This window comes from Sphingobium boeckii, from assembly GCF_014199215.1.
GTDB lineage: Bacteria > Pseudomonadota > Alphaproteobacteria > Sphingomonadales > Sphingomonadaceae > Sphingobium_A > Sphingobium_A boeckii.
On sequence record NZ_JACIJC010000003.1, the window covers coordinates 353,797 to 376,175 of the forward strand.

At 62.6% G+C, this 22,379-nt stretch carries 20 protein-coding genes; 9 read left to right on the forward strand and 11 right to left on the reverse strand.

Annotated elements, in window-relative coordinates:
- Positions 1-7: 7 nt before the first annotated feature.
- The gene (gene putA, locus FHS49_RS10120) at positions 8-2,977 is read right to left on the reverse strand and encodes a bifunctional proline dehydrogenase/L-glutamate gamma-semialdehyde dehydrogenase PutA (RefSeq protein ID WP_246350566.1); all 2,970 of its coding nucleotides are present in this window, start codon (positions 2,975-2,977) and stop codon (positions 8-10) included.
- A gap of 137 nt (positions 2,978-3,114) precedes the next feature.
- On the opposite strand from putA, the gene FHS49_RS10125 reads away from it, so the two are divergent.
- The 3 genes from FHS49_RS10125 to FHS49_RS10135 all read left to right on the forward strand — a co-directional run bounded on the left by FHS49_RS10125 (position 3,115) and on the right by FHS49_RS10135 (position 5,567).
- Positions 3,115-3,573 (forward strand): MaoC/PaaZ C-terminal domain-containing protein, encoded by a 459-nt coding sequence (locus FHS49_RS10125; RefSeq protein WP_184018015.1) that lies wholly within the window; start codon positions 3,115-3,117, stop codon positions 3,571-3,573.
- A gap of 119 nt (positions 3,574-3,692) precedes the next feature.
- Positions 3,693-4,871: an acetyl-CoA C-acyltransferase gene (locus tag FHS49_RS10130; RefSeq protein WP_184018017.1), complete on the forward strand. Its 1,179-nt coding sequence runs from the start codon at positions 3,693-3,695 to the stop codon at positions 4,869-4,871.
- Between the two features lie 225 nt (positions 4,872-5,096).
- On the forward strand, positions 5,097-5,567 hold the full coding sequence (locus FHS49_RS10135; RefSeq protein WP_184018019.1) for a pyridoxamine 5'-phosphate oxidase family protein: 471 nt from the start codon (positions 5,097-5,099) through the stop codon (positions 5,565-5,567).
- Between the two features lie 116 nt (positions 5,568-5,683).
- Here the strand turns inward: FHS49_RS10135 and FHS49_RS10140 are convergent, their stop codons facing one another.
- Complete coding sequence (locus FHS49_RS10140; RefSeq protein WP_184018021.1) at positions 5,684-6,901, reverse strand: polyhydroxyalkanoate depolymerase; 1,218 nt, start codon at positions 6,899-6,901, stop codon at positions 5,684-5,686.
- 120 nt (positions 6,902-7,021) lie between these two features.
- Here FHS49_RS10140 and FHS49_RS10145 point away from each other — a divergent pair, with 120 nt between their 5' ends.
- The gene (locus FHS49_RS10145) at positions 7,022-8,806 is read left to right on the forward strand and encodes an ABC transporter transmembrane domain-containing protein (RefSeq protein WP_184018023.1); all 1,785 of its coding nucleotides are present in this window, start codon (positions 7,022-7,024) and stop codon (positions 8,804-8,806) included.
- A 43-nt stretch (positions 8,807-8,849) separates the two neighbouring features.
- Here the strand turns inward: FHS49_RS10145 and FHS49_RS10150 are convergent, their stop codons facing one another.
- The 6 genes from FHS49_RS10150 to FHS49_RS10175 form a co-directional block, all read right to left on the reverse strand.
- Positions 8,850-10,733, reverse strand: coding sequence for a hypothetical protein (locus tag FHS49_RS10150; RefSeq protein WP_184018025.1), 1,884 nt, complete (start codon positions 10,731-10,733; stop codon positions 8,850-8,852).
- Positions 10,734-10,943: 210 nt separating this feature from the next.
- Complete coding sequence (locus tag FHS49_RS10155; protein WP_184018027.1) at positions 10,944-12,794, reverse strand: AsmA family protein; 1,851 nt, start codon at positions 12,792-12,794, stop codon at positions 10,944-10,946.
- 138 nt (positions 12,795-12,932) lie between these two features.
- Complete coding sequence (locus FHS49_RS10160; protein ID WP_184018029.1) at positions 12,933-13,364, reverse strand: ExbD/TolR family protein; 432 nt, start codon at positions 13,362-13,364, stop codon at positions 12,933-12,935.
- A 24-nt stretch (positions 13,365-13,388) separates the two neighbouring features.
- Complete coding sequence (locus FHS49_RS10165) at positions 13,389-13,877, reverse strand: ExbD/TolR family protein (protein WP_184018030.1); 489 nt, start codon at positions 13,875-13,877, stop codon at positions 13,389-13,391.
- A gap of 108 nt (positions 13,878-13,985) precedes the next feature.
- Positions 13,986-14,780 carry a MotA/TolQ/ExbB proton channel family protein gene (locus FHS49_RS10170; protein ID WP_184018032.1) on the reverse strand — a complete coding sequence of 265 codons (795 nt, stop codon included), beginning with the start codon at positions 14,778-14,780 and terminating at the stop codon, positions 13,986-13,988.
- A gap of 50 nt (positions 14,781-14,830) precedes the next feature.
- Positions 14,831-15,481: an energy transducer TonB gene (locus tag FHS49_RS10175; RefSeq protein ID WP_184018034.1), complete on the reverse strand. Its 651-nt coding sequence runs from the start codon at positions 15,479-15,481 to the stop codon at positions 14,831-14,833.
- 329 nt (positions 15,482-15,810) lie between these two features.
- Between FHS49_RS10175 and FHS49_RS10180 the strand changes: the two genes are divergently transcribed.
- The gene (locus FHS49_RS10180; protein ID WP_184018036.1) at positions 15,811-16,599 is read left to right on the forward strand and encodes a hypothetical protein; all 789 of its coding nucleotides are present in this window, start codon (positions 15,811-15,813) and stop codon (positions 16,597-16,599) included.
- On the opposite strand, the gene FHS49_RS10185 is transcribed toward FHS49_RS10180, so the two are convergent.
- Positions 16,575-17,339, reverse strand: a complete 765-nt coding sequence (locus FHS49_RS10185) for an SDR family oxidoreductase (RefSeq protein ID WP_184018038.1) — start codon at positions 17,337-17,339, stop codon at positions 16,575-16,577. The two genes, FHS49_RS10180 and FHS49_RS10185, sit on opposite strands and share 25 nt — an antisense overlap.
- On the reverse strand, positions 17,336-17,707 hold the full coding sequence (locus tag FHS49_RS10190) for a dihydroneopterin aldolase (protein ID WP_184018040.1): 372 nt from the start codon (positions 17,705-17,707) through the stop codon (positions 17,336-17,338). Before FHS49_RS10190 ends, FHS49_RS10185 begins: the two co-directional genes overlap by 4 nt.
- A 111-nt stretch (positions 17,708-17,818) precedes the next feature.
- On the opposite strand from FHS49_RS10190, the gene FHS49_RS10195 reads away from it, so the two are divergent.
- From FHS49_RS10195 to FHS49_RS10210, 4 genes are read left to right on the forward strand one after another with little or no spacing between them, the layout of a single operon-like run.
- Positions 17,819-18,316 carry a GNAT family N-acetyltransferase gene (locus tag FHS49_RS10195; protein WP_343052955.1) on the forward strand — a complete coding sequence of 166 codons (498 nt, stop codon included), beginning with the start codon at positions 17,819-17,821 and terminating at the stop codon, positions 18,314-18,316.
- 44 nt (positions 18,317-18,360) lie between these two features.
- Positions 18,361-18,930, forward strand: coding sequence for a DUF1285 domain-containing protein (locus FHS49_RS10200; RefSeq protein WP_184018044.1), 570 nt, complete (start codon positions 18,361-18,363; stop codon positions 18,928-18,930).
- Positions 18,927-19,529: a CoA pyrophosphatase gene (locus FHS49_RS10205; protein WP_184018046.1), complete on the forward strand. Its 603-nt coding sequence runs from the start codon at positions 18,927-18,929 to the stop codon at positions 19,527-19,529. Before FHS49_RS10200 ends, FHS49_RS10205 begins: the two co-directional genes overlap by 4 nt.
- On the forward strand, positions 19,517-20,722 hold the full coding sequence (locus FHS49_RS10210) for a CCA tRNA nucleotidyltransferase (RefSeq protein WP_184018048.1): 1,206 nt from the start codon (positions 19,517-19,519) through the stop codon (positions 20,720-20,722). The genes FHS49_RS10205 and FHS49_RS10210 overlap by 13 nt, the downstream gene beginning before the upstream one ends.
- On the opposite strand, the gene FHS49_RS10215 is transcribed toward FHS49_RS10210, so the two are convergent.
- On the reverse strand, positions 20,698-22,362 hold the full coding sequence (locus FHS49_RS10215) for a putative bifunctional diguanylate cyclase/phosphodiesterase (RefSeq protein ID WP_184018050.1): 1,665 nt from the start codon (positions 22,360-22,362) through the stop codon (positions 20,698-20,700). The genes FHS49_RS10210 and FHS49_RS10215 overlap by 25 nt on opposite strands.
- Between the last annotated feature and the right edge of the window lie 17 nt (positions 22,363-22,379).

Consider the following 22,379-nt stretch of genomic DNA (forward strand, 5'->3'; position numbering starts at 1 on the left):
GCTGCCCTCAAATTCCCACGTCATCCAGTGACAGCAAGGTGGCATTGCCGCCTGCGCTGGTAGTGTCGGTCGATGTCACCCGCTCCGCGCAGAAGCGATAGAGATAATGCGGCCCGCCCGCCTTGGGGCCGGTGCCCGAAAGCCCTTCCCCGCCAAAGGGCTGGCTTCCCACGATCGCGCCGATCATGGATCGGTTCACATAAAGATTGCCCGCGCGCGCCAGTGCCTCCACCGTATCGGCATTGCGCGCGATGCGGCTGTGCAGGCCCATCGTCAGCCCATAGCCCTTGGCGTTGATCGCGGCGATCGTCGCTTCAAGCTCGCCCGCTTTCCAGGTGCAGACATGCAGGATCGGGCCAAACCATTCCTGTGTCAGTTCGGACAGATCACCCAGCCGGATCGCGGTGGGCGGCACGAACAAACCCTCCATGGGCACGTCCAGGCTCTTGATCCAATGCGCCTTCCGGCTTTCGCGATAGGTCATGAGCCTGGCGTGCGCTGTCTCGTCGATCACCGGCCCCACATCGGTGCGCGGATCAGCAGGATCACCCACCACCAGCGCCTCCATTGCCCCGCTCAGCATCTCCAGCGTGCTCTCCGCAATCTCCTCCTGCAGCAGCAAGACGCGCAGCGCAGAGCAACGCTGTCCCGCCGAGCGGAAAGCGGATGTGACCACATCCTGCACCACCTGTTCGGGCAGCGCGGTCGAATCGACGATCATCGCGTTGATCCCGCCGGTCTCTGCGATCAGCGGCACGAGCGGGCGGCTTTCATCCTCCAGCAGGCTGCGCGCGATCCGCCGCGCGGTCGCGGTCGATCCGGTGAAAGCGACGCCCATGATGCGCGGATCGCCCACGATCGCCGCCCCCACTTCGGGGCCGCCCGGCAGCAGGATCAGCGCGTCTTCGGGAATACCCGCCTCATGCGCAAGGCCCACCGCCCAGCCCGCGATCGCTGGCGTCTGCGGCGCAGGTTTGGCAACCACGGTGTTGCCAGTGACCAGCGCCGCGACCGTCTGGCCTAGGAAGATCGCGAGCGGGAAATTCCATGGGGCGATCGTCGCCCACACGCCCTTGCCCTCCATCCGCATCACATTGCGTTCGCCCGTGGGGCCGGGCAATTCGATCGGCTGCAAGCCCTCGCGCGCACGGGCGGCATAATAGCGGCAGAAATCGACGGCCTCGCGCACTTCGCCCAGCGCGTCGCTGACGGTCTTCTTGGCTTCATGGACCGCGATCGCCATCAGTTCGGCGCGCTGGTCTTCGAGCAGATCGGCGAGACGATCGAGACAGGCAGCGCGCTCTTCAACGGGCGTGGCGGACCAAGCCGGAAAGGCGGCATGGGCGCGTCCTATCGCACCGTTTGTGTCGAGCGCAGTCGAGACACGTTCGTCACTGGCACCACGTCCCTCGACTTCGCTCGGGACAAACGGTGGTTTGGAAACCCCGCGAACCACATCCGCCAAAATCTCCCGATCCTGCAGATCGATCCCCGCACTGTTGCGCCGTTCCGGTCCGAACAGGTCGATCGGCAGCGGGATGCTCGGATGGCGCGTGCCGCCCACCTTCGCGATCTTCTCCACCGGGTCCGCCAGCAAGTCCTCATCGCTCAGATGTTCGTCTGCAAGCTGATGCACGAAGCTGGAGTTCGCACCATTCTCGAGCAGCCGGCGCACCAGATAGGCGAGCAGATCGCGATGCCCGCCCACCGGCGCATAGATGCGGCAATGATAACCATCCTCGCGCACAAGCCGCTCGTAAAGCCCCTCGCCCATACCGTGCAGTCGCTGAAATTCGAAATCGCGCCGCGGTCCGGCCCATTCGAGGATCGTCGCCACGGTGAGCGCATTGTGGCTGGCGAAGGCCGGAAAGATGTTCGGCGCGGCCAGCATGTCCTTGGCGCAGGCAAGGTAGGAAACGTCGGTCGCGGCCTTGCGCGTGAACAAGGGATAATCGCTCAAGCCCTGCTCCTGCGTGCGCTTGATCTCGCTATCCCAATAAGCGCCCTTCACCAGACGCACGTTCATGATCCGGCCCAATTCATTGGCCCAGCCGATCACCGGGCGGGCGCGCTTGGAATAGGCCTGCACCGCCATGCCGAAGCCGTCCCAGCCCTTGAGCGCGGGCAAGGCAGCGATCTTGCCGATGATCTCGAGGCTCATCTCGAGCCGCTCGGATTCCTCGGCGTCCACGGTGAGCGCAATGCCGTTATGCGCCGCCGACACCGCCAGCGCCTCCAGCATCTCCGTCAGCGCGGAGACCGATCGGTCCCATTGCGCCACTTCATAGCGGGGGTGGAGCGCGGAGAGCTTCACGGAGATCGAATGGCCCGCCGTGGCGCTTTCGCCCACCTCGGCAATGGCCTGTGCATAGGATTGGAAATAGCGTTCGGCATCGGGAAAGGTGCGCGCGGCCTCGCCCAGCATGTCGAAACTGGCGGTGAAGCCCTTATGCTCGGGCTTGCGCATCCGCTTGGTCGCTTCGCCGATATTGCGGCCCATCACGAAGATTTCGCCCATCATCTTCATCGCCGCGCCCACCGCCTGACGCACGAAGGGTTCGCCAGCGCGGGAAATCAGCCGCTTGAGCACGCCTGCGCTGCCGCTGTCACTGACGAGCGCGCGGCCCACGACCAGACCCCAGGTGGCCGAATTGACCAGCTTGGAATTTGATTTGCCCGCATGAGCGCGCCAATTGGCATCGCCCAATTTGTCCGCAATCAGAGCGTCGGCGGTTTCGGGATCGGGCACCCGCAGAAAAGCCTCGGCCAGCGAGAGCAGGGCCACGCCCTCAGAGCTGTTCAACCGATATTCCTGCAGAAACTGGTTCACCCAGCCATCATTCTGCGCCGCGCGCAGATCCGCGAGCAAACCGCCCGCCCGCGCCATGATGCCGTTCCGCTCGCCAGGCGCGAGCCGCGCCGACTCAAGAAGGCCTTTCAGCACATCGGGTTCGGGTGCCCGATGCAACGGGCGCATATTGGTGGCAAATGACGTTGCGGAATCCATCGCTTTTGACTTTCGACTAAGCAAGGCCGTATTTTCCGGACAAGCCGGGCGACATTGCGCAATAAACTGCGCAGCCTTATGCCCAAGAGAGGATCGAAAGGAAAGCCGTGTCGAGCATCTCCGTGCACGAATTTTCAAGGCAGATCGGCAGCGAGATCGGCGTGTCCGATTGGGTGACCATCACCCAGGCCATGATCGACACTTTTGCGGACGCCACGGGCGATCATCAATTCATCCACGTCGATCCCGAAAGGGCGAAACTCACGCCGTTCGGCGGCACGATTGCACACGGATTTCTTACGCTTTCATTGATGCCCCAGCTTTCGGAGAAGATGCACGCCCCGGCCATCGAAGGCGTGAAGATGGGCGTGAATTATGGCGGCAATAAAGTCCGCTTCCTTGCCCCGGTGCGGTCTGGAAAGCGTGTTCGTGGTCGCTTCAAGCTGCTCGATCTGGAGGAAAAAAGGCCGGGCCAGTGGCAGCAGACGATGGAATTCACCGTGGAAATCGAGGGAGAGGACAAGCCTGCCGTGATCGCCGAATGGATCAGCCAGTTTTTCATCTAACCTGTCCCCCTTCCGCTTGCGGGAGGGGCTGGGGGTGGGCCTGCATCATCCCCATATAAATTCCATTCACACCCCTAACCCCTCCCGCAAGCGGGAGGGGGATTTAGAAGGAAATATCCATGCGTGATGCCGTCATCGTTTCCACCGCCCGCACCCCCATCGGCCGCGCCTATCGCGGTGCCTTCAACAACACCCCTGCCCCCACGCTCGCCAGCCATGCGATCAAGGCCGCGGTCGAACGCGCCGGGATCGATCCTGCCGAAGTGGATGACGTCGTCTTCGGTTGCGCGCTGCAGCAGGGGCATCAGGCGGGTAATATCGCGCGGACTTCGCTGCTGCGGGCCGGGCTGCCGGTGAGCGTGGCCGGCATGTCGGTCGATCGTCAGTGCGCCTCGGGCCTGATGGCGATCGCCACCGCGGCCAAGCAGATCATCACGGACAATATGGATGTCACGATCGGCGGTGGCGTCGAATCCATATCGCTGGTGCAGACGCCGCAGATGCGCGTCGCGCCGGATCCCGAACTCATCGCGATGCACAAGGATGTCTATATGCCGATGCTCGGCACCGCCGAGGTGGTGGCCAAGCGTTATGGGATCAGCCGCGATGCGATGGATGAATATGCGCTCCAGTCACAGCAGCGCACCGCCGCCGCGCAGGCTGCCGGTTATTACGATAAGGAAATCGTGCCGGTCACCGCGAACATGGCGGTGGTGAACAAGGAAACCAAGGAGGTCACTTATAAGGACGTGACGATCGCCAAGGATGAGGGCAATCGCCCTGAAACCACGCTGGAGGGGCTGAAGTCGCTGCCGCCGGTGATGGGACCGGGCATGACGATCACGGCGGGCAACGCCAGCCAATTGTCCGATGGTTCATCCGCCAGCGTGTTGATGGAGGCCCGGCTCGCCGAAAAGCGCGGCCTCTCCCCGCTCGGCCGTTATGTCGGCATGGCGGTGGCCGGCACCGAGCCGGACGAAATGGGCATCGGCCCGGTGGTCGCCATTCCCAAGCTGCTCAAGAATTTCAATCTGAAGATGGACGATATCGGCCTGTGGGAGCTGAATGAAGCGTTTGCGGTGCAAGTGCTCTATTGCCGCGACAAGCTCGGCATCCCCGATGAATTGCTCAACGTCAGCGGCGGCGCGATCTCGATCGGCCATCCCTATGGCATGACCGGCGCGCGCGCCACCGGCCACGCGCTGATCGAAGGCAAGCGGCGCGGCGCGAAATATGTCGTCGTCACGATGTGCATCGGCGGCGGCATGGGCGCGGCGGGGCTGTTCGAGGTTTTCTGATGTCTTAGTGTGTGATGACTGTGATTGATCCAACCCTGTCATTGCGAGGGTAGCGAAGCAATCCAGCGCGGTTTATGCCACCTTGGATTGCCGCGTCGCTGCGCTCCTCGCGATGACCGAGCCATGTAATGTCATCACGCCCTAAACCTATCCCGCTGGGAGAGGATTTATCGGGAGACTTTTTCCGCCTCGGCCGTTGTTCTTCCAACCCCAAGGGAGAGCATCATGACCGACGACACCAAGATCCGCGAGCATTTCTGGAAGGAACTCGCTGCCAGCCCGTTCCTCATGGTTGGCCTCGACGGCAATCACGAGCACAGCCTGCCGATGACCGCGCAACTCGACAAGGAGGCCGACAGCGCCTTCTGGTTTTATACCAGTCGTGACAACCGCCTCGCCCCCGGCGGTCCGGCGATGGCGCAATTCGCGGCCAAGGGGCATGATCTGTTCGCCTGCATTCATGGCACGCTGGTCGAGGAAAAGGATCCCGCGGTGATCGACCGTTATTGGTCCAAGCCAGTGGAAGCCTGGTATCCCGGCGGTCGCAATGATCCGTCGCTGCTGATGCTGCGTTTCGAACTGGGCGATGCCGAAATCTGGCAGGCCGATATGTCGATCAAAGGGCTGTTCAAGATGATGACCGGCCAGGATGTGCGCTCGGACATGAAGGGCAAGCACGCGGAAGTGGCGCTGTGATCCGGATATAGAAACCGTTCGGGCTGAGCCTGTCGAAGCCTCTTCCTTCTTTCGCATTTGTCAGAAGGAAGAGGCTTCGACAGGCTCAGCCCGAACGGCAATTTATGAGATAAATATCAATCGAACTTCTTGATCCATGCCTCAACAATCGGCGCGATGCTGTTGCGCCATTTGCTGCCGTTGAAGATGCCGTAATGGCCCGCGCCCGGTGCCATGTGATATTGCTTGCGATCTTCGGGCAGCCCGGTGGTCACTTTCAGCGCTGCCTTGGTCTGCCCCAGCCCTGAGATATCGTCCCGCTCGCCCTCGATCGCCAGAATCGCGGTGTCCGTGATCGCGGCGGGATCGACGCGCTGGCCGCGGTGCAGATATTCACCCTTGGGCAGGGCATGGTTCTGAAACACCACGTCGATCGTCTGGAGATAGAATTCGGCAGTCATGTCGCAGACCGAGCGATATTCCTCATAGAAATCCTTGGTGGTGTCCGCGCTCTCGTCATCGCCCGCCACCAGATGCTTGAACATGTCATAATGGCTCATCATGTGATTGCCGAGGTTCATGGTCATGAATCCTGCAAGCTGCAGGAAGCCCGGATAGACCTTCCGCCCGGCACCCGGATATTGCATCGGCACGGTGGCGATCACATTCTGCTCGAACCAGGTGTGCGGTCGCTGCGTGGCCAGCGTGTTCACCGCGGTGGGCGCTTCGCGCGTGTCGATCGGGCCGCCCATCATCGTCAATGTCTTGGGCGCACAAGGATTCTTGTCCGCATTCATCAGCGCGGTGGCGGCAAAGCACGGCACCGAGGGCTGGCAGACCGCCAGCATGTGTGCGCCGGGGCCGATATGCTCCAGGAACGCCACGATATAATCGACATAATCGTCCAGATCGAACTGGCCTTCTGACAACGGCACCTGCCGCGCATCGCGCCAGTCGGTGATATACACGTCATGCCCCGGCAGCATCCGTTCCACCGTGCCGCGCAGCAGCGTGGCATAATGGCCGGACATCGGCGCGACGATCAGCAGCTTGGGATCATTCTTTCCGCCCTTGCGCACGAAGCGCTTGAGCTGCCCAAAGGGCTTTTGAAGAACGATCTCCTCCGTAACGGCGACCTTTTTGCCACCGATCTCGGTGAAACCCAGGCCGAAGGGCGGTTTGCCGCGTGGCGCCGAGGCATGGGCGAACACATCCAGCGCGGACGCCAGAATCGGGCCGCCGCCGAAATAGGAAAAGGGATTGGCCGGATTCTGCAGCAGCTCAGCGCCCATATTGGCGAAAGCGCTGGCGCTGGCGAGCAGCGAACGCTGCATTTCATAAGCACTGTAAAGCATGGTTCAAACCTTATAGAACCGGATACCCGGATTTCGAATACCGGAATAACTGGTTTTTGTGCGATGCAAAAGAATAAAGCGGTGATTGAGCGTCCCGCGATGGGCTGCTAGGCGCTTTTCATGGCGGACAGCATCACTGAAAAGAACGGCGCGGGGCGCAAGCTCGGCAATCTCCAGATGGTCTGGCATGTAGCGATCCGCTATCCCGGCGTGATCGCGGGTGCCTGCATCGCGCTCATCCTGGCGGCAGGATCGACCCTCGCCATCCCCGCGGGATTCAAGCGCGTGATCGACAATGGTTTCAGCGCGGGCGGCAACGGTGCCGATGTCAGCGATCATTTCCGCTATCTGCTGATGATCGTGGTCGTCCTCGCGATCGCGACCGCGATGCGCTTCTATTTCGTATCCTGGCTCGGCGAACGCGTCGTGGCGGACATTCGCGCCATGGTGCAGCGCAACCTTTTGCGCCTGCCGCCTCGCTTCTTCGAAGAAAACCGTCCATCCGAAATCGCCTCGCGCATGACGGCGGACACGGCGGTGATCGAGCAGATCGTGGGCACCACCATCTCCGTCGCGCTGCGCAATTTGTTCATGGGGATCGGCGGCATCGTCTATCTCTTCACGCTGGCTCCGATGCTCACGCTGATCCTGCTGGCGGGCATCCCGATCATCGTGCTGCCGATCGTGCTGATCGGGCGCAAATTGCAGGTGCTGTCGCGCACCAGCCTGGATCGCGTGGCCGATGTCGGCGCGATGATTTCCGAAACATTGGGCGCGATGAAGATCGTGCAGGCCTTCGGCCAGGAAAAGCGCGAGGCGGAACGCTTCCAGAGCGCCGTCGATAGCGCCTTCGTCACCGCGCGGACCCGCATCCTGCTGCGCGCGATCATGACATCGATCGTGATCGCGCTCGTCTTCGGATCGATCACTTTGGTGATGTGGAAAGGCGCGCTGGACGTGATGGCGGGCACGCTGAGCGGCGGCACGATCGCGGCCTTCGTGTTGACGGGCGGCCTTGTGGCGGGCGCGTTTGGCTCGCTGACCGAGGTCTATGGCGATCTGCTGCGCGGCGCGGGTGCGGCCGGACGGCTGGCCGAATTGCTTGCCGAGCAGCCGGAGATCGCGCCGCCGGCACATCCCCTGCTTCTGCCTCAGCCGGCGCGTGGCGCGATCCGCTTCGAGCATGTCACCTTCCATTATCCCACCCGGCGCGAAGTGAGTGCGCTGGCCGATTTCTCGCTCTCGGTATCGCCGGGCGAAACCGTGGCGGTGGTCGGCCCCTCCGGCGCGGGCAAGACGACCTTGTTTCAGATGATCCAGCGCTTTTACGATCCGGACGCCGGCACCGTGCGGCTGGACGGGATCGCCCTGCCCGACGCCGATCCGGCGGACATCCGCGCACGGATCGCCATGGTACCGCAGGAAACCGTAATCTTCGCCGCTTCGGCGCGCGACAATCTGCGCTATGGCGATTGGACGGCGGGCGATGCGCAGCTCTGGGCCGCAGCCGAAGCCGCCAATGCCGCGGATTTCCTGCGCAAGCTGCCTCAGGGGCTGGATACTTTCATGGGCGAGGGCGGCGCGCGCCTCTCCGGCGGCCAGCGTCAGCGGCTCGCCATCGCCCGTGCCATTTTGCGCAACGCCCCTGTGCTGCTGCTGGACGAGGCGACCTCCGCGCTGGACGCGGAATCCGAACGGCTGGTGCAGCAGGCGCTGGAAAAATTGATGGAAGACCGCACCACGATCGTCATCGCCCACCGTCTCGCCACCGTGCGCGCCGCCGACCGCATCATCGTGATGGAGGAAGGCCGCATCGTGGAAGAAGGCAGCCATGATCAACTGACCACCCGCGGCGGCCTCTATGCGCGGCTGGCACGGCTGCAGTTCGAGGGGCTGGCGGCCTGATCTGGTAATCGGATATGTTATCAACGCGCGTGCGAAGGCGCGCCTAGCTCCACTCTGCTTCACAGTTCCGCGCCGGATCAAAATGCTTCAGCTTGTTGCGCAGGTTCTTATGGAAATTGTCGGCCGTCCCCGAAACATTCTCGGGCTTTGGAATGTCGTCCACCGGCACGCCGAGTCGCGCCAGAACAAACTGCCATTCGCGATCGTCGAGCATCTGGGGTGTCAGCAATCCCTCCCGCTGCAGGTCACGGACCTCGGGCAGTGCAGTTCGGGCGTCCGGGCCGAGGAGGCACAGGGCACGCCTGGCGGAATCGATGGGAAGCAGATCATCGGTATTGCCGCGCTCACGATCAGGTGCCGCGCGCCGCTCCAGATGCGTCCGCAGAATGACGACGAGCATCGGCACAGCCGCCGCGCCGCGATCGGATTGACGGACGATCAGCCCGCCCGCGTAAAGGCGGCGTTCGGGGTCTGCCAGAAGCGCAGCCTCATCGGCGGTTCCCGTCAAGAAGGTTCCTGTCGGCATGGACTCATATTGCGCGGCCAGCGTTTTCATCCAGGGGCCCATTGGATCGGCCGTCAGGAGCCTCCGACCGATTACCGCCCTCAATGCCAGCGATTGATCGCCCATCGCCTTTATCGGCGCATAAAGCCCATCATATTTCACGATCCGCGGATCGGATATGAGGCGGATCAGAAAAGCGCTGTCCTCGTTGGAGACGGTCGATGGTGGCTTGAAGCTGGCGAACCAGTCTCTCAGCAAATCAAATCCCGGATCGTCCGCATCGACGTTGCGATCATCCAGCATTTCGGTCAGGCGTTTGCGGACAGCAGGGATCAGCGCCGCCATATTTCCGCCCGTCGAAAGATTGCTATATCGGGCAAGCAATCCCGCCGGCTTGATCTGTTCGTAACGCGGTCCGCTGGAGCGCGCGGAGCGGGCCCAGGCCAGATGGAAATTCTCCAGCCCCCCGGCCATTCCGATATAAAGCGGGCGAGCAAGGACAGCGGTTGTCGCAATCGTCTTGCGCAGCAGGATCTGGCCTTGCCGGTTGCTCACCGTGAAACTGTCGATGTTCACCTTTTCGGGATCGAACGACCATTTATTGTCCTTCATTTTCACGCCCCGCGCCCGCTTCGGCACGGGCGCATCGCTGTAGCTTCTGTGCGTTACGATCATGTCGAATGTCGCTTTGGGCGCTTCGGCCACGATGCAATGCGTTGTGGAAAGGCGGAGATTCCATTCCGCACCCAAGGACGAAGCGATGTGCATGATGCCGCCATTTTCCGGCTCAGGCGGATCGATATCCAGTCCGCCAGGATTGATCGGCATGATCGTTTTGGCGGGGCATTGCGCCTTTGGCAGCATGGATAAGGTCCGCGATCTCAACGCGCGCGTCTCGGCCTCTTCCGACGTGCCATTGGTGATCAGAGTGACGCTGCGGACGCCGGGGCTGGCGAGCAGCGCCGCACATAGGGCATCGCACACCCATGGCCTGGCCATGCGTTCTTCATCGCTTTCGCGCGCCTCGCCCGGCTGCCTTTGCATCACATCCAGCCGCGGCACGGAAAGCAGGATATCCCCGGCCAACGTAATTCTCTGCGACGGTATCAGATCGGGCATTTTGGTCGCCGCCGCCATCCTGACCTGACTTTCGGAGATGCTCGCCTGTGGCACGAACCAGACAAGCGCGGCTGCGACCATAGCCGCAGGCAGCAGGGCCATTTTCTCGGGAATGACGAGCCGCAATCCCCACCAGGAGATTGCAAAAGCCGAATACCACATGAAGAGCGTCGGAAGCGCTGCAAGTATCAGCCCCGGCACCAGCAACGCGAGCAGACCAATAACGATCACGCCCGGCATCAGCATGACAAGCGTAGCGCTTATCGCGAGCAGGATGTGAAGGCCGATAATGAATATTTTCATGCCGCTTTATATGTCATCGCCTTTAAGCAAAGACAAATTCTTACATGAAGAATATTCCAATATCGCAACAGACAAATCAAATAGCACAGATATTTATCACAAAATAGAACTGGGGTTCCATAGCAATTAATGTAATACTGTCTTATAGGCGCAAGCACACCTTAGGAGCAGATTTACACGGTGCCTCTATGACACCGCGAAGTTCAGCCTCTACCGCAACGCCTTCGCCGTCAGCGCGCCGCAATTCGCGTCCGCCGCCACCGCGCCCTGTTTGCCCGCGATCGCGCGTCCGAGCATTTTCAGGATGCCGCCCGCCGACTTCGTCTGCTCGGGCACCTGGATATCGGGATGCGTGATCGTGCCGCCGATCGGGATCGTGCCCGCCAGCCGCAACAGGCTCTGCTTCTTGGGCGCGCCGCTCAATGTCAGCATCAGCCGCTCATCGGCCAGCGAAATCCGGCCCGTCACACGCGTCAGCGCGCGCGAAGTGTCTATGACCACGGGGTTTGCCTGCGCCACGCCGCGGGACACGTCCAGCCGCGCCACCATGCAGCGCAGAACCGCCATCTCCTCCTTGTCGCCGGTCACGCCGCGCCCGACGTCCTGGCCTAGCAGCGAGGCGGTGCGCGCCGGGATCGTGCCATCGCGCGCGACCAGCGCGATCGAGCCGCTGGAACGGCCGATCGCGGCGCGGATCGTGCCGCCCGGACCGCTCAGGCGGATGCGCCCGGCCAGACTGCCGTCGATCGCCGTTGCCGGAAAGAAATCCAGCAGTCGCGCCTGAGCCAGGGTGAGATCGACGGTGAACATCGGCCCGCCCTTGCGCTGGTCGACCGTGATGCGTCCATCCAGACGTCCCCGGGTGAGGCCCAGGGTCAACGGCTCGATTTTCAGATGGCTTTGCTCCAGCGTAAGTGTGCCACGCAAATGGCGGAAGGGCGAAGAACCGGGCCAGAGCAATTGCTTCACGCTGAGTTCCAGTCGCCCATCGGTCCGCGCCACGGACTTCAGATCGATCGCGGTGGGCGGCACGATGCGATCACCGATCCGCGCCTTGAGCAAAGCGCCTTTGCGCAGACCTTCGTCGGATGACAGCGAATTGAAATCGAAGCGGTTGGAGGCGATCGCGCCCTCGATCCGGGTCCGACCGTCGCGCTTCCTGATGGTGGCATGACCCGCGATATCCGAACGGCCGATCGTACCGGTGAGCGCTGTGACGATCCAATCCGGCGAATCGCGGCGCACATTGGCCTTGAGCTTCACCGGCTGCGTGCCGGGCAAACCCGCTTCGATGATCGCGTCCAGCATCCGCAGATCGTCGCCATAGCCGGTCACCGCGGCGGTCAAATGGCCGATGTCGAGCGGACCGTCCATCCGGCCCACGGCGGTCATCCCCACCGCCTTGCCGGCAATTTCGGCGCGGAAGGGCCAGGGCGTACCCGGCTTCACGCCCGCGATCGCGCCGCCCGAGGCGGTGAGCGTCACCGGCGCACCGCGGATGAGGCCGGTGCCGGAAAGCGTGAGGCCGCGGTTGATGTCCGCGCTCAGCGCAGCGGTGAAGCTGCGATCGCGCTTGGCATCGGCATAGGAGAGGCTGCTGTTGGCGATGGTGAGGGTGGAGATCGCGGGGCGGCTGGCCGCTTTGTCCCGATCCTTCTTGCCATTGTTCCAGCTTTCGCGGCCGGCGGCGTCGCGCACCAGCGCGATCTTCATTCCGTCCAGTTCGACCGCCTCGATGCGCAGATCACCCAGCAGCAGAGGCAGCGCGGCAAAGCGCACGCGCGCCGTGGCCAGGTTGAGCAGATCGCCCTGGCCTGCCCATGCCGCCTGCGGAATGCGCACGCCGCGCAGCAGGATCGTCGGATGGAAGGAGAATCGATCGGTCCGCTCGGCGGAAGCGATCGTGACAGGCCGATCAAGCGAGGCGGACAGCCGCTCCTCCGCCATCGTCCGCAAGGCACCCCAGGGGAATAGCGCAAGGGCCAGCAGCGCCAGCGCCACGACCCCCAGCGGAATCACGGCCAGCCAGATCCACCGCGACCGCCCGCTCCGCTTCACCATTGGTTCCAAATCAGTCGCCCCCCTCGCATGTGTAGGAAGGGGACGCGCGGCGCGGCGATTTCGTTCCGGGGCCGATCCAGGCGCAAACAAAAAAGGCGGCCCCGAAGGACCGCCCTGATTGTTCGTCGATCGGATCGATCAGAAATTCGCGTATTGCTCGTTTCCGACGAAACCCATCTTGTTCACTTCCGATTTACGGATGATCGAGAGAACCTGATCCACCGTATCATAGCGCGCCTGGGCATCCGGCTGGAAATGGAGCTCGGGCTCCGGATCCATGTCACGGGTGCGATCGAGATACTGACGCAGGGTCAGCTTGTCGATCGGCGACGCATTCCAGAGGATCACACCCTGCGGCGTGATCGCCACCTTGTTGATATCCGGAAGGATCGGCGGTGGATTGTTCTTCTGGTTGGGATCATCGACCGGAAGATCGACCTTAACCGCATGGGTCTGGATCGGGATGGTGATGATGAACATGATGAGGAGAACGAGCATGACGTCGATCAACGGCGTCGTGTTCATTTCCATCATCGGCTCGCCATCTTCCCTGCCGCCGCTCATTGCCATTTCGAAATACTCCTGATCGCTCGATTACAGACGCTGGGCGACAAAGCTGCCAGCCGGCGGCTCTGAGATGAAGCCCACACGGGCAAAGCCCGCCATCTGCATCGTGTAGATGGTGCCGCCAATGCAGCGGTACGGCGTGTTCACGTCACCACGAATATGCGCTTCAGGCATATCTTCCGCGGTGAAATTCTCCAGTCCGCCCTTCTTGTCGATCTCGGCTTTCAATTTGGCCACGGCGCGATCCAGCAATTCCTGCGAATTGACCTGGGTCAAATTCCAGTAAACCTCACACGCGCCATTGGGCGATGCCTTGACCGAAAGCGAAACGTTTTCCGGCTTCGTCGTCGTCGGATCGTGACGCACCTCGGGAAGCTTGACGTCAACCGTCTGGATCACGACCGGAATCGCGATCAGGAAGATGATGAGAAGCACCAGCATGACGTCCACGAGCGGCGTCGTGTTGATGTCCGACATGGGGGCGTCGTCACCACCGGGTCCAGCACTCATTGCCATGTATTCGTCCTATCTTACGCTTGGAGCCATATCCCGCAGGAGATGTCTCCTGACTGAATTACGGGGCGGGCGGCGCAAAGGGATACGCGCCGCCCGATTGTCCGTAAATCAGACCTTGGGGGGCACGCCACCCGTCGTCGTGACGGGCTTTGCGGCAGCAACCGGTGCCTTGGCAGCGGCTGCGCGCACCATGGCGGCAGGCTTCACAGCGCCGCCCGAAGCCATATAGCCCAGAACATCGTTCGAGAAGGCGCTGAGGTCTTCGGCGATCGACTTGTTGCGACGCTGCAGCCAGTTATAGGCAAGCACGGCAGGAACGGCGACGACCAGGCCCAGTGCGGTCATGATCAGAGCTTCACCGACCGGGCCGGCGACGACGTCGATCGATGCCTGACCGGATGCGCCGATCTTCACGAGAGCGCGATAGATGCCGACCACGGTGCCGAACAGACCGATGAACGGTGCGGTTGCACCCACGGTTGCCAGGAATGCGAGGCCGCCACCGAGCTTCGAATTGATCGCGGCTTCCGAACGAGCCAGCGAACCATGAAGCCAATCATGCGCTTCGACCGGATCGGTCAGCTTGGCGTGCTGCTCCTGCGCCATCAGGCCGTCATCGACGATCTGACGATATGCGCTGTTCTTGTCGAGCTTGGCTGCGCCTTCCTTCAGGCTGGGCGTGTTCCAGAAACCGGCGCGGACGCGCTTTGCCTGGTTCATGATCTTCTGCTGATCAAACAGCTTGGTGAACATGATGTAGAAGGAAAAGACCGACATCACGACGAGGATGATGAACACGGACCATGCGATGGCGCCGCCCTGCTCAAGCGCCGCGAACAGGCCATAGGGATTTTCGCCTGCGGCGGGAGCGGCTCCGGCCGCGGCTGCAATCTGGATGAACATTTCGATTGGATCCTTTTAGAATATATCTGAAATTTAAGGGAGGAAGCGTATCAGTCCTTGGGCAGACGCCAGGTCACCGTTTGGGTACGGCTTTCCGACAGCTTGTTGCCCGTGGCATCTTCCGCTGGCTTGAAGCGGAAGCGGCTCCTGATGAGCTTGCAGGTCTGATCATCCAGCGAACCCGAACCGCTCGACTTGCGGATTTCGCAAGTGGAAACCTTGCCGTCCGCGCCGATGGTGTAGTTCACAGTCGTCGAACCTGCATCGCCTGCACGCTGGGCAGCCGAAGGATAATCGTCATCGCTGATCGAACCTGAGCGCTGCACGGCCTTTTTGGCGATGCCGGGCTTGGGCGGAGGCGGTGGCGGCGGTGCCGGCTTTTCCACCTGGGGCGGAGACGGCGGCGGTGGACGGTTGACCTGCTGGATCTGCGGCGGCGGCGGCGTGTTCGTCCGCACGATCGGCGGAGGAGTCACGACGGGCGGCGGGGGCACATCCTGCTTGGGCGGCGGGGGTGGCGGTTCTTCCTCGGGGGGGGGCGGTTCTTCAACGTCGAACACGTCCATATCCGCCGCGACCTTCTTGACCACGTTAAAGGCCAGTCCGGTAACGAAGGCGTATCCGAGCACCGCGTGAAGTAGCGCCACGATAATGATCGCGATCACACGGCTCGAACTCATCTTTTGATCAGCGTAAGCCATCCAGGAACGACACTCCTTCTTTACTCGGTTGCAGACAGGACATGGCCACCGGGAACGCACTGCGCCCGGAATTTTTTACAGACCCGCCCTGCCACGATTTATTGTATCTTAAGGCAGAGCCCAACGTCTATCGCCAGCCGCGGGGCGACGCAAACGCTTTTGTCTCCGTTGGAACGACACCCTGACGCTACGGGTTGCATGGCAGGTTCATCTGCCTTCTGGCATGACGGGCAAAGCACGGTCATGGAGCGAATATGAGACGCTATGGAATAGCATTTTTAGGGCTGGCGATTGCAACGAGTTTTCCCAGTATTTGCAACGCTCAGGCGATGTCTGCCCCCATTGCGGGCAGTTATGCGGACCTTGCCGATCTGGCGCTTGCAGCCCCGGTGGTGATCGATGCGAAAATCGTTTCGGCCACCCGCATGAAAGACGAAATTTCCACCCCAGTTCAAACCGCATTTGCACGATATCTCATCGAATCGGACGTCATTTCGCTGATTCGCGGTGCCGGTGGAAGCCCACCGCGTATCCGCTATGTGGCTAATGTGAGGCTGGATTCGCGAGGAAAAGCGCCAAAATTGAAAAAAAGCCGCGTGCTGATTCTCGCACGCCCTGTCCCGGGCAAGCCGGCTGACCTGCAATTGATCGCGCCTGATGCACAATTGGCGTGGTCGGCCGAGACCGAAGCGACGCTGCGTGCGATCATCTCCGAAGCGGTTTCGCCCGGTTCAGCGCCGCGAATCGCCCGCGTGGGCCATGCCTTTCACGTTCCCGGGGCCATCCGGGGCGAAAGCGAAACGCAGATCTTCCTCATTACCGACAGCGGCGAGCCCGTATCGCTCTCAATCATCAGGCGTCCCGGCCAGGGGCCGCGATGGGCAGTCGCTTTGGGCGAGATCGTGGACGAATCGGCAGCCACGCCCAAGCCGCAGAGCCTGCTCTGGTATCGGCTTGCCTGCTTCCTGCCGCGCGAACTGCCAGAGAGCGCCGTGGACAATGCCGATCCCGTGATCTTCGATCAGGCGCGCGCGGATTACCGCGTGGTGATCGACGGATTGGGCGTTTGCACGCGCAATCGGGCAGCGGCGCTTCAGCCGGCGTCTTTGCCAAGATAGACGAAATCCCGTTCGAAGGCGGTCAGATGCGCCCCGCCATCGACGAACAGCACCTGCCCCGTCACCGATTCGGCAGCGGCGAGATAGGCCACGGCGTCCGCGATATCCTCGGGCTCCGGCAGCAGGCCGAGCGGCATCGCCTGCTCCAGCCGGGCGAGTTGTGCTGGCAGATAGTCTTCCGTGGGCATGGTGAGCCCGGGCGCGACCGCGCAGACGCGCGCGGCCGGGGCCAGCGCGCGCGCCAGCATCTCCGTCGCGCCCGCCAGCGCCAGCTTGGAAATGGTGTAGCTCGCCTGATCGCCGACCGGATTGCGGATGCGCTGATCGAGAATGTTGATGATCACCGCGCGGCGCGCAGACGTCGCCAATGCCGCGACGGAACGCGCCAGCAGCACCGGGGCGGCTGTATTGACCGTGAAATGATCGACCAGCGCGCCGAGCGTGAGGCTGGAGGGATCATCCTGCCCGAATAATGAAGCGTTGTTCACCAGCAAATGGGGTGCCTGCCCGAAATGCGCCGTCACCCGGCCCACCAGCGTCTCGATTTCGGCTTCATAGGCCAGATCGGCGACAAAGCCGTGCCATGCCGCGCCACATTGGCCGAGCCGCGTCAGCAGCGCCGGATCGGGCGAGGCATTGTGCCGGGCGTGCAGCGCGAGCGTCCAGCCTTCTTCGGCCAGCTTCGCCGAAATCGCAGCGCCGACCCGGTGGCAACCGCCCGTGACCAGAGCGAGCTTCATCGGCGATGCCTCACCAGCGAAATCCCGATCGATTCGTCTTTTTCGGCAATGGCGAGCTTCACGATATCGACCTGCACGCGCTGCACGCGGCGATCCTGCACCATCAGCGTTTCGCAAATATGATCGGCCACGGCCTCGACCAGCGTGAAATGCTGATCCACCGGCAGGGCGGCCATCGCCGCGTGCTTGAGGTCCATATAGTTTTTCGAGGCGGACAGCAGCGTATCGGGATCATAACGCGGGTGACATTCCAGATCGACGATCACCGAAATCCGGAGCGGCTGCGGCAGATGGGTTTCCTCCGAATAGATGCCGGTCAAAACCGGCACTTCGAGATCCAAAACCCTGAGCTGAAGACTGTCCTGCATCATGTTCCCTGGCGCGTGAGCGGGCGATTCGCTCTTTTCATCCCTGCCAGACCCGCTAAAGCCCGCCGCGCCTGCCGTCCATGCCCTCTACCCATCGGAAAGGAATGCCCCGTGGCGGAAATCGTCCCGCTCGATCGCGTGCCTGTCGCCGCGGTGGAAGATTTGCTCGATCGCGCTTTCGGTGCGGATCGCCGCACGCGCCCGGCCTATGCGCTGCGCGAAGGGACGTGCGCGATCCCGGCGCTGAGCTTTGCCGCGGTGGATATGGATGGCGCGCTGCTGGGGACGCTTCAAAGCTGGCCCGTGAAGATCGCGGACGAACCGCTGGTGATGATCGGCCCCGTTGCCGTGGAGCCGGGGATCCAGCGTTCTGGCATCGGGCAAATGCTGATGCGCGCCGTGCTGAAGGCCGCCAGCGACACCGATGCGCCGCCGCTGATGATGATCGGCGATCCCGAATATTATGGCCGCTTCTTCGGTTTTACCGCGGAGGGCACGGCAGGATGGGAATTGGATGGCCCGGTGGAGCGCCGCCGCCTGCTCGTCCGGGCGCGTTTCCTGCAAAATGTGCCGCAGCACGGACGGATTTTGCCGGATCCCACACGCTGATCCGCTTTGCGCTGGGGCAGAGGATCGCCTAATCGGACCCTATCATGCCCACCACGCCCCCGCCCGAAGACCTCTCCACGCTCTCGCTCGTCGAAATCGCGCGCCTGGTGGAGGAACGCCGCCTGCCCCCGGTAGAAAGCTGGAACCCCACGTATTGCGGGGATAGCGAGATGCGGATCGCGCGGGACGGCACCTGGTTTCATCAGGGATCGCCGATCGGGCGGATGCCGATGGTGCGCCTGTTTTCCACCATTTTGCGGCGCGAGGCCGATGGCGGCTATGTGCTCGTCACGCCCGCCGAAAAGCTGGATATCGAAGTGGAGGATGCGCCGTTCGTCGCGGTCGAGGTGAAGATCGAGGGCGAGGGCCGCGACACAATCCTCGCCTTCCGGCTGAACACCGGGGACATGGTGGTGGCGGGCGAAGATCATCCGCTGCGCTTTGAAAGTCGGGACGATGGCCCGCACCCTTATCTGATGGTGCGCGGGAACATGGAAGCGCTGGTGGCGCGCAGCGTGTGGTATGAACTGGCCAATCTGGCGCTGGCATCGGACGATGATCAGACCGGCCTGTGGAGCCAGGGCGTGTTCTTTCCGTTCGGGACCCCGGCATGACTTTGGTCGAGCGGCTGCACCATGCGCTTGAACATGGCCATCGCCATTCGCCCATCCTGCTGATCGGTGACAATGTGGTTGTCGATGATGGGGAAACGTCCCTGGTCACACCCGCCGCGGTGCTGATCCCGGTGACGGACCGCGCCGATCCCGGCGTGATCCTGACGCAGCGGCCCGCCAACATGCGCCAGCATCCCGGCCAGATCGCCTTTCCGGGCGGGCGGATCGATCCGGAGGACGATGGCCCGATCGGTGCCGCGCTGCGGGAAGCCGAGGAGGAGATCGCCCTGCCCCGCGCCGCCGTGACGATCATCGGGATCACCGACCCTTATCGTACCATCACCGGTTATGAAGTGACCCCGGTGATCGGCGTGGTGCCGCCAGATCTGGTCTACACCCCCAATGCTCAAGAGGTGGAAGACGTGTTCGAAGTCCCCCTGTCCTTCCTGCTGGAACCCGCCAATCATCTGGAGCAGGCCGTGGAATGGCAGGGGCGCGAGCGGCATTATTATGAAATCACCTTCGAGGGCCGCCGCATCTGGGGGGCGACCGCGGCGATGATCGTCAATCTCACGCGGAGGCTGCAATGGGCGGATTGACGCTGCCCGATGCGCCCTGGCGGCATCGCGAGGGGCTGGACCGGCTGTTCGGCGCTCTGGGCGATGCGCGCTTCGTGGGCGGGGCGGTGCGCGATACGCTGCTGGGCGTCGATGTACAGGATGTGGACGTGGCCACCGCATTGCGGCCGGAAACCGTGGTCGCGCGGCTGGCGGAGGCCGGGATCAAGACCGTGCCCACCGGGATCGCGCATGGCACCGTGACCGCATTGCTGCCGGGCGGACCGGTGGAGGTCACCACGCTGCGACAGGACGTGTCCACCGATGGCCGCCGCGCGACCGTGGCCTTTTCCGATGACTGGCGCGAGGATGCGGCGCGGCGCGATTTCACCGTCAACGCGCTTTATGCCGATCCGGCGACCGGAGACATTCTCGATTATTTCGACGGCGTGGAGGATCTTGCGCAGGGCCGGGTGCGCTTCATCGGCGATGCGGCGCAGCGGATCGCGGAAGATCATCTGCGTATTTTGCGTTTCTTCCGTTTCCACGCGCGTTTCGGCAAGGGCGCGCCCGATGCGGACGGGCTGGCCGCCTGTGCAACGCGCGCCAACGACATGATGGCGCTGTCCCGCGAGCGCATTGCGGACGAATTGCTCAAGCTGCTCGGCCTGCCCGATCCTGCGCCCACGCTTGCTACGATGCAGACGCACGCTATCTTCAAGCCGATCGTGCCCGAGATTGGCGAGGCTGCGGTCAAGCGCCTGGCGACGCTCATCGCACGGGAAAGCGCAGCCGGTGCGAAGCCCGATGCGTTGCGGCGTTTCATCGCGATCCTCCCCCCCGATCGCAAGATCGCGGATGGTGTGGCGGCGCGGCTCAAACTTTCCAAGGCGATTCGCAAGCGCGTGGACACGGCCTTGGCGGATGATGGCACCAGTGCGGAGGAGATGTTCTATCGCTGGGGCATGGACGCCGCGCTCGATCGTCTCCTGCTATCTAACACGCCGATCGAAGACGCCCTGCCCCGAATTCATGCGATACAAAACATGCCTCGGCCGATCCTGCCGATCGGTGGCGGTGCATTGGTAACGCGCGGGCTGCAGGCCGGGCCGATCGTGGCGCGCGCGCTAAAGCAGGTGGAACAGCAGTGGATCGACGAGGGGTTTCCAGGGGAAGAGCGCGTATCGGCGATCGCTGACCAGGCCGTGGCTCAATTGTTGCGTGAGACCATATAGTCGAACGCTTCCGTCTCATCGAGCGGACCTGAATAGAAAAAGCCCTGCCCCACGGCGCATCCAAGCGCAGCAAGGGTGCGCGAAAGTTCCACGGTTTCAATGCCTTCCGCCGTGGTCTTCATGCCCAATGCATCCGCCAGGGACAGCACGGCGCGGACGATCGCGATCTTGTTCTTGTCGGTCAGCATCCCCGTGATGAAGCTGCGATCGATCTTCAGGATATCGAGCGGAAGACGCTGGAGATAGGTGAGGCTGGAATAGCCCGTGCCGAAATCGTCCATCGCCAGCGACGCATCCAGCGCCTTGAGCGAATCGAGCACACGCACGGCGCGCTCCGGATCGGCGATGATCGCACTTTCCGTGAGCTCCAGCGTGAAACGGTTGCCGGCGATGCCGTGCAGATCGATTACCTGAGACAACGCCCCGGCCATATCGTCGCGCGCAAGCTGGATCGCCGACAGGTTGACGCTCATCTTCACCGGCAGCGTATGGCCCGTGCGCTTATCCCATGCGGCCAGCGTGCGCGCGGCCGAATCGAGCGCCCAGCGTCCGATCGGCACGATCAGGCCCGATTCCTCGGCCACGGGAATGAAATCGGTCGGCGAAATATCGCGCCCGTCCTCGGTTTTCCAGCGCGCCAGCGCCTCAAAACCCGTCACCTGATCGGTCTCCAGATCGACCAGCGGCTGAAAGGCCAGGTGCAGCCCGCCGCCCTCGACCGCGCGGCGCAATTCGGTTTCCAGCGTGAATCGCTGCCGGGCCTTGCGAAAGGCGATCGGCTGGTAAATCTCGGTGCGGCCCGTCACCTTGGCGCGCTTCAGGGCGAATTGCGCATGACGGACCAGTTCCTCCACATCGTCGCTCTCGCTGGTGAAGACCGCGCAGCCTACGCTCGCCTCGACGCAGATTTCCAGCTCCGACAGGCGACAGGGCGCGGCAAGGATTTCGCCCACGCGCTGCGCCACATGAAGCGCGTCGCCCGGCCCATCGACCAATCGGACGAGAATGCCGAATTCATCGCCACCCAGCCGCGCCAGCCGATCCCCACCACGCAAGGCATGGACCAGACGCCGCGCGACCGTGATGATGAGTTCATCGCCCGCCATCGGGCCGATGCACTCGTTCACACGGCTGAAGCGGACCAGATCGATGATCAACACGGCGAAATGCGGATCGTCGCCCGCTGCCGTCTCTTCCAGAATTTCGGTAAAGCCAGCGCGATTGGGCAGGCCGGTCAGGCTGTCCGACAGCATTTCCCGGCGCAAATTGGTCTCGGTCTGCAGTTCGGCTGTGCGATCGAGCAGAAAAACCATGCAGCGCGGGTGGTCGGGCTGTCCGGAATGAATGCGTGTGAGGTTCACATTGAAATGACGACCGGAAATCGCATCGCCATCGTGCCAGAAGAATTCGCCGCTGGCGGCGTCCGTCCGCAGGAAACCTTCGATCAGCCGCGCCAGCCCGTTGCGATCGAGAATCAGCGCCTGATCATTGTCCACATAGGCCAGCGGCTTTTCGAAATGCTTGAACACCTGATTGGAGCATTCGATGACGACCACGCCATCTTCGATGCCCACGGTTGCCGCCGCGATCGGCAGGGCGTCCAGCAATTGCTGTCTCGAATCGGCGGCGTTCGCGGCCATTTCGCAAATCGGCAAAT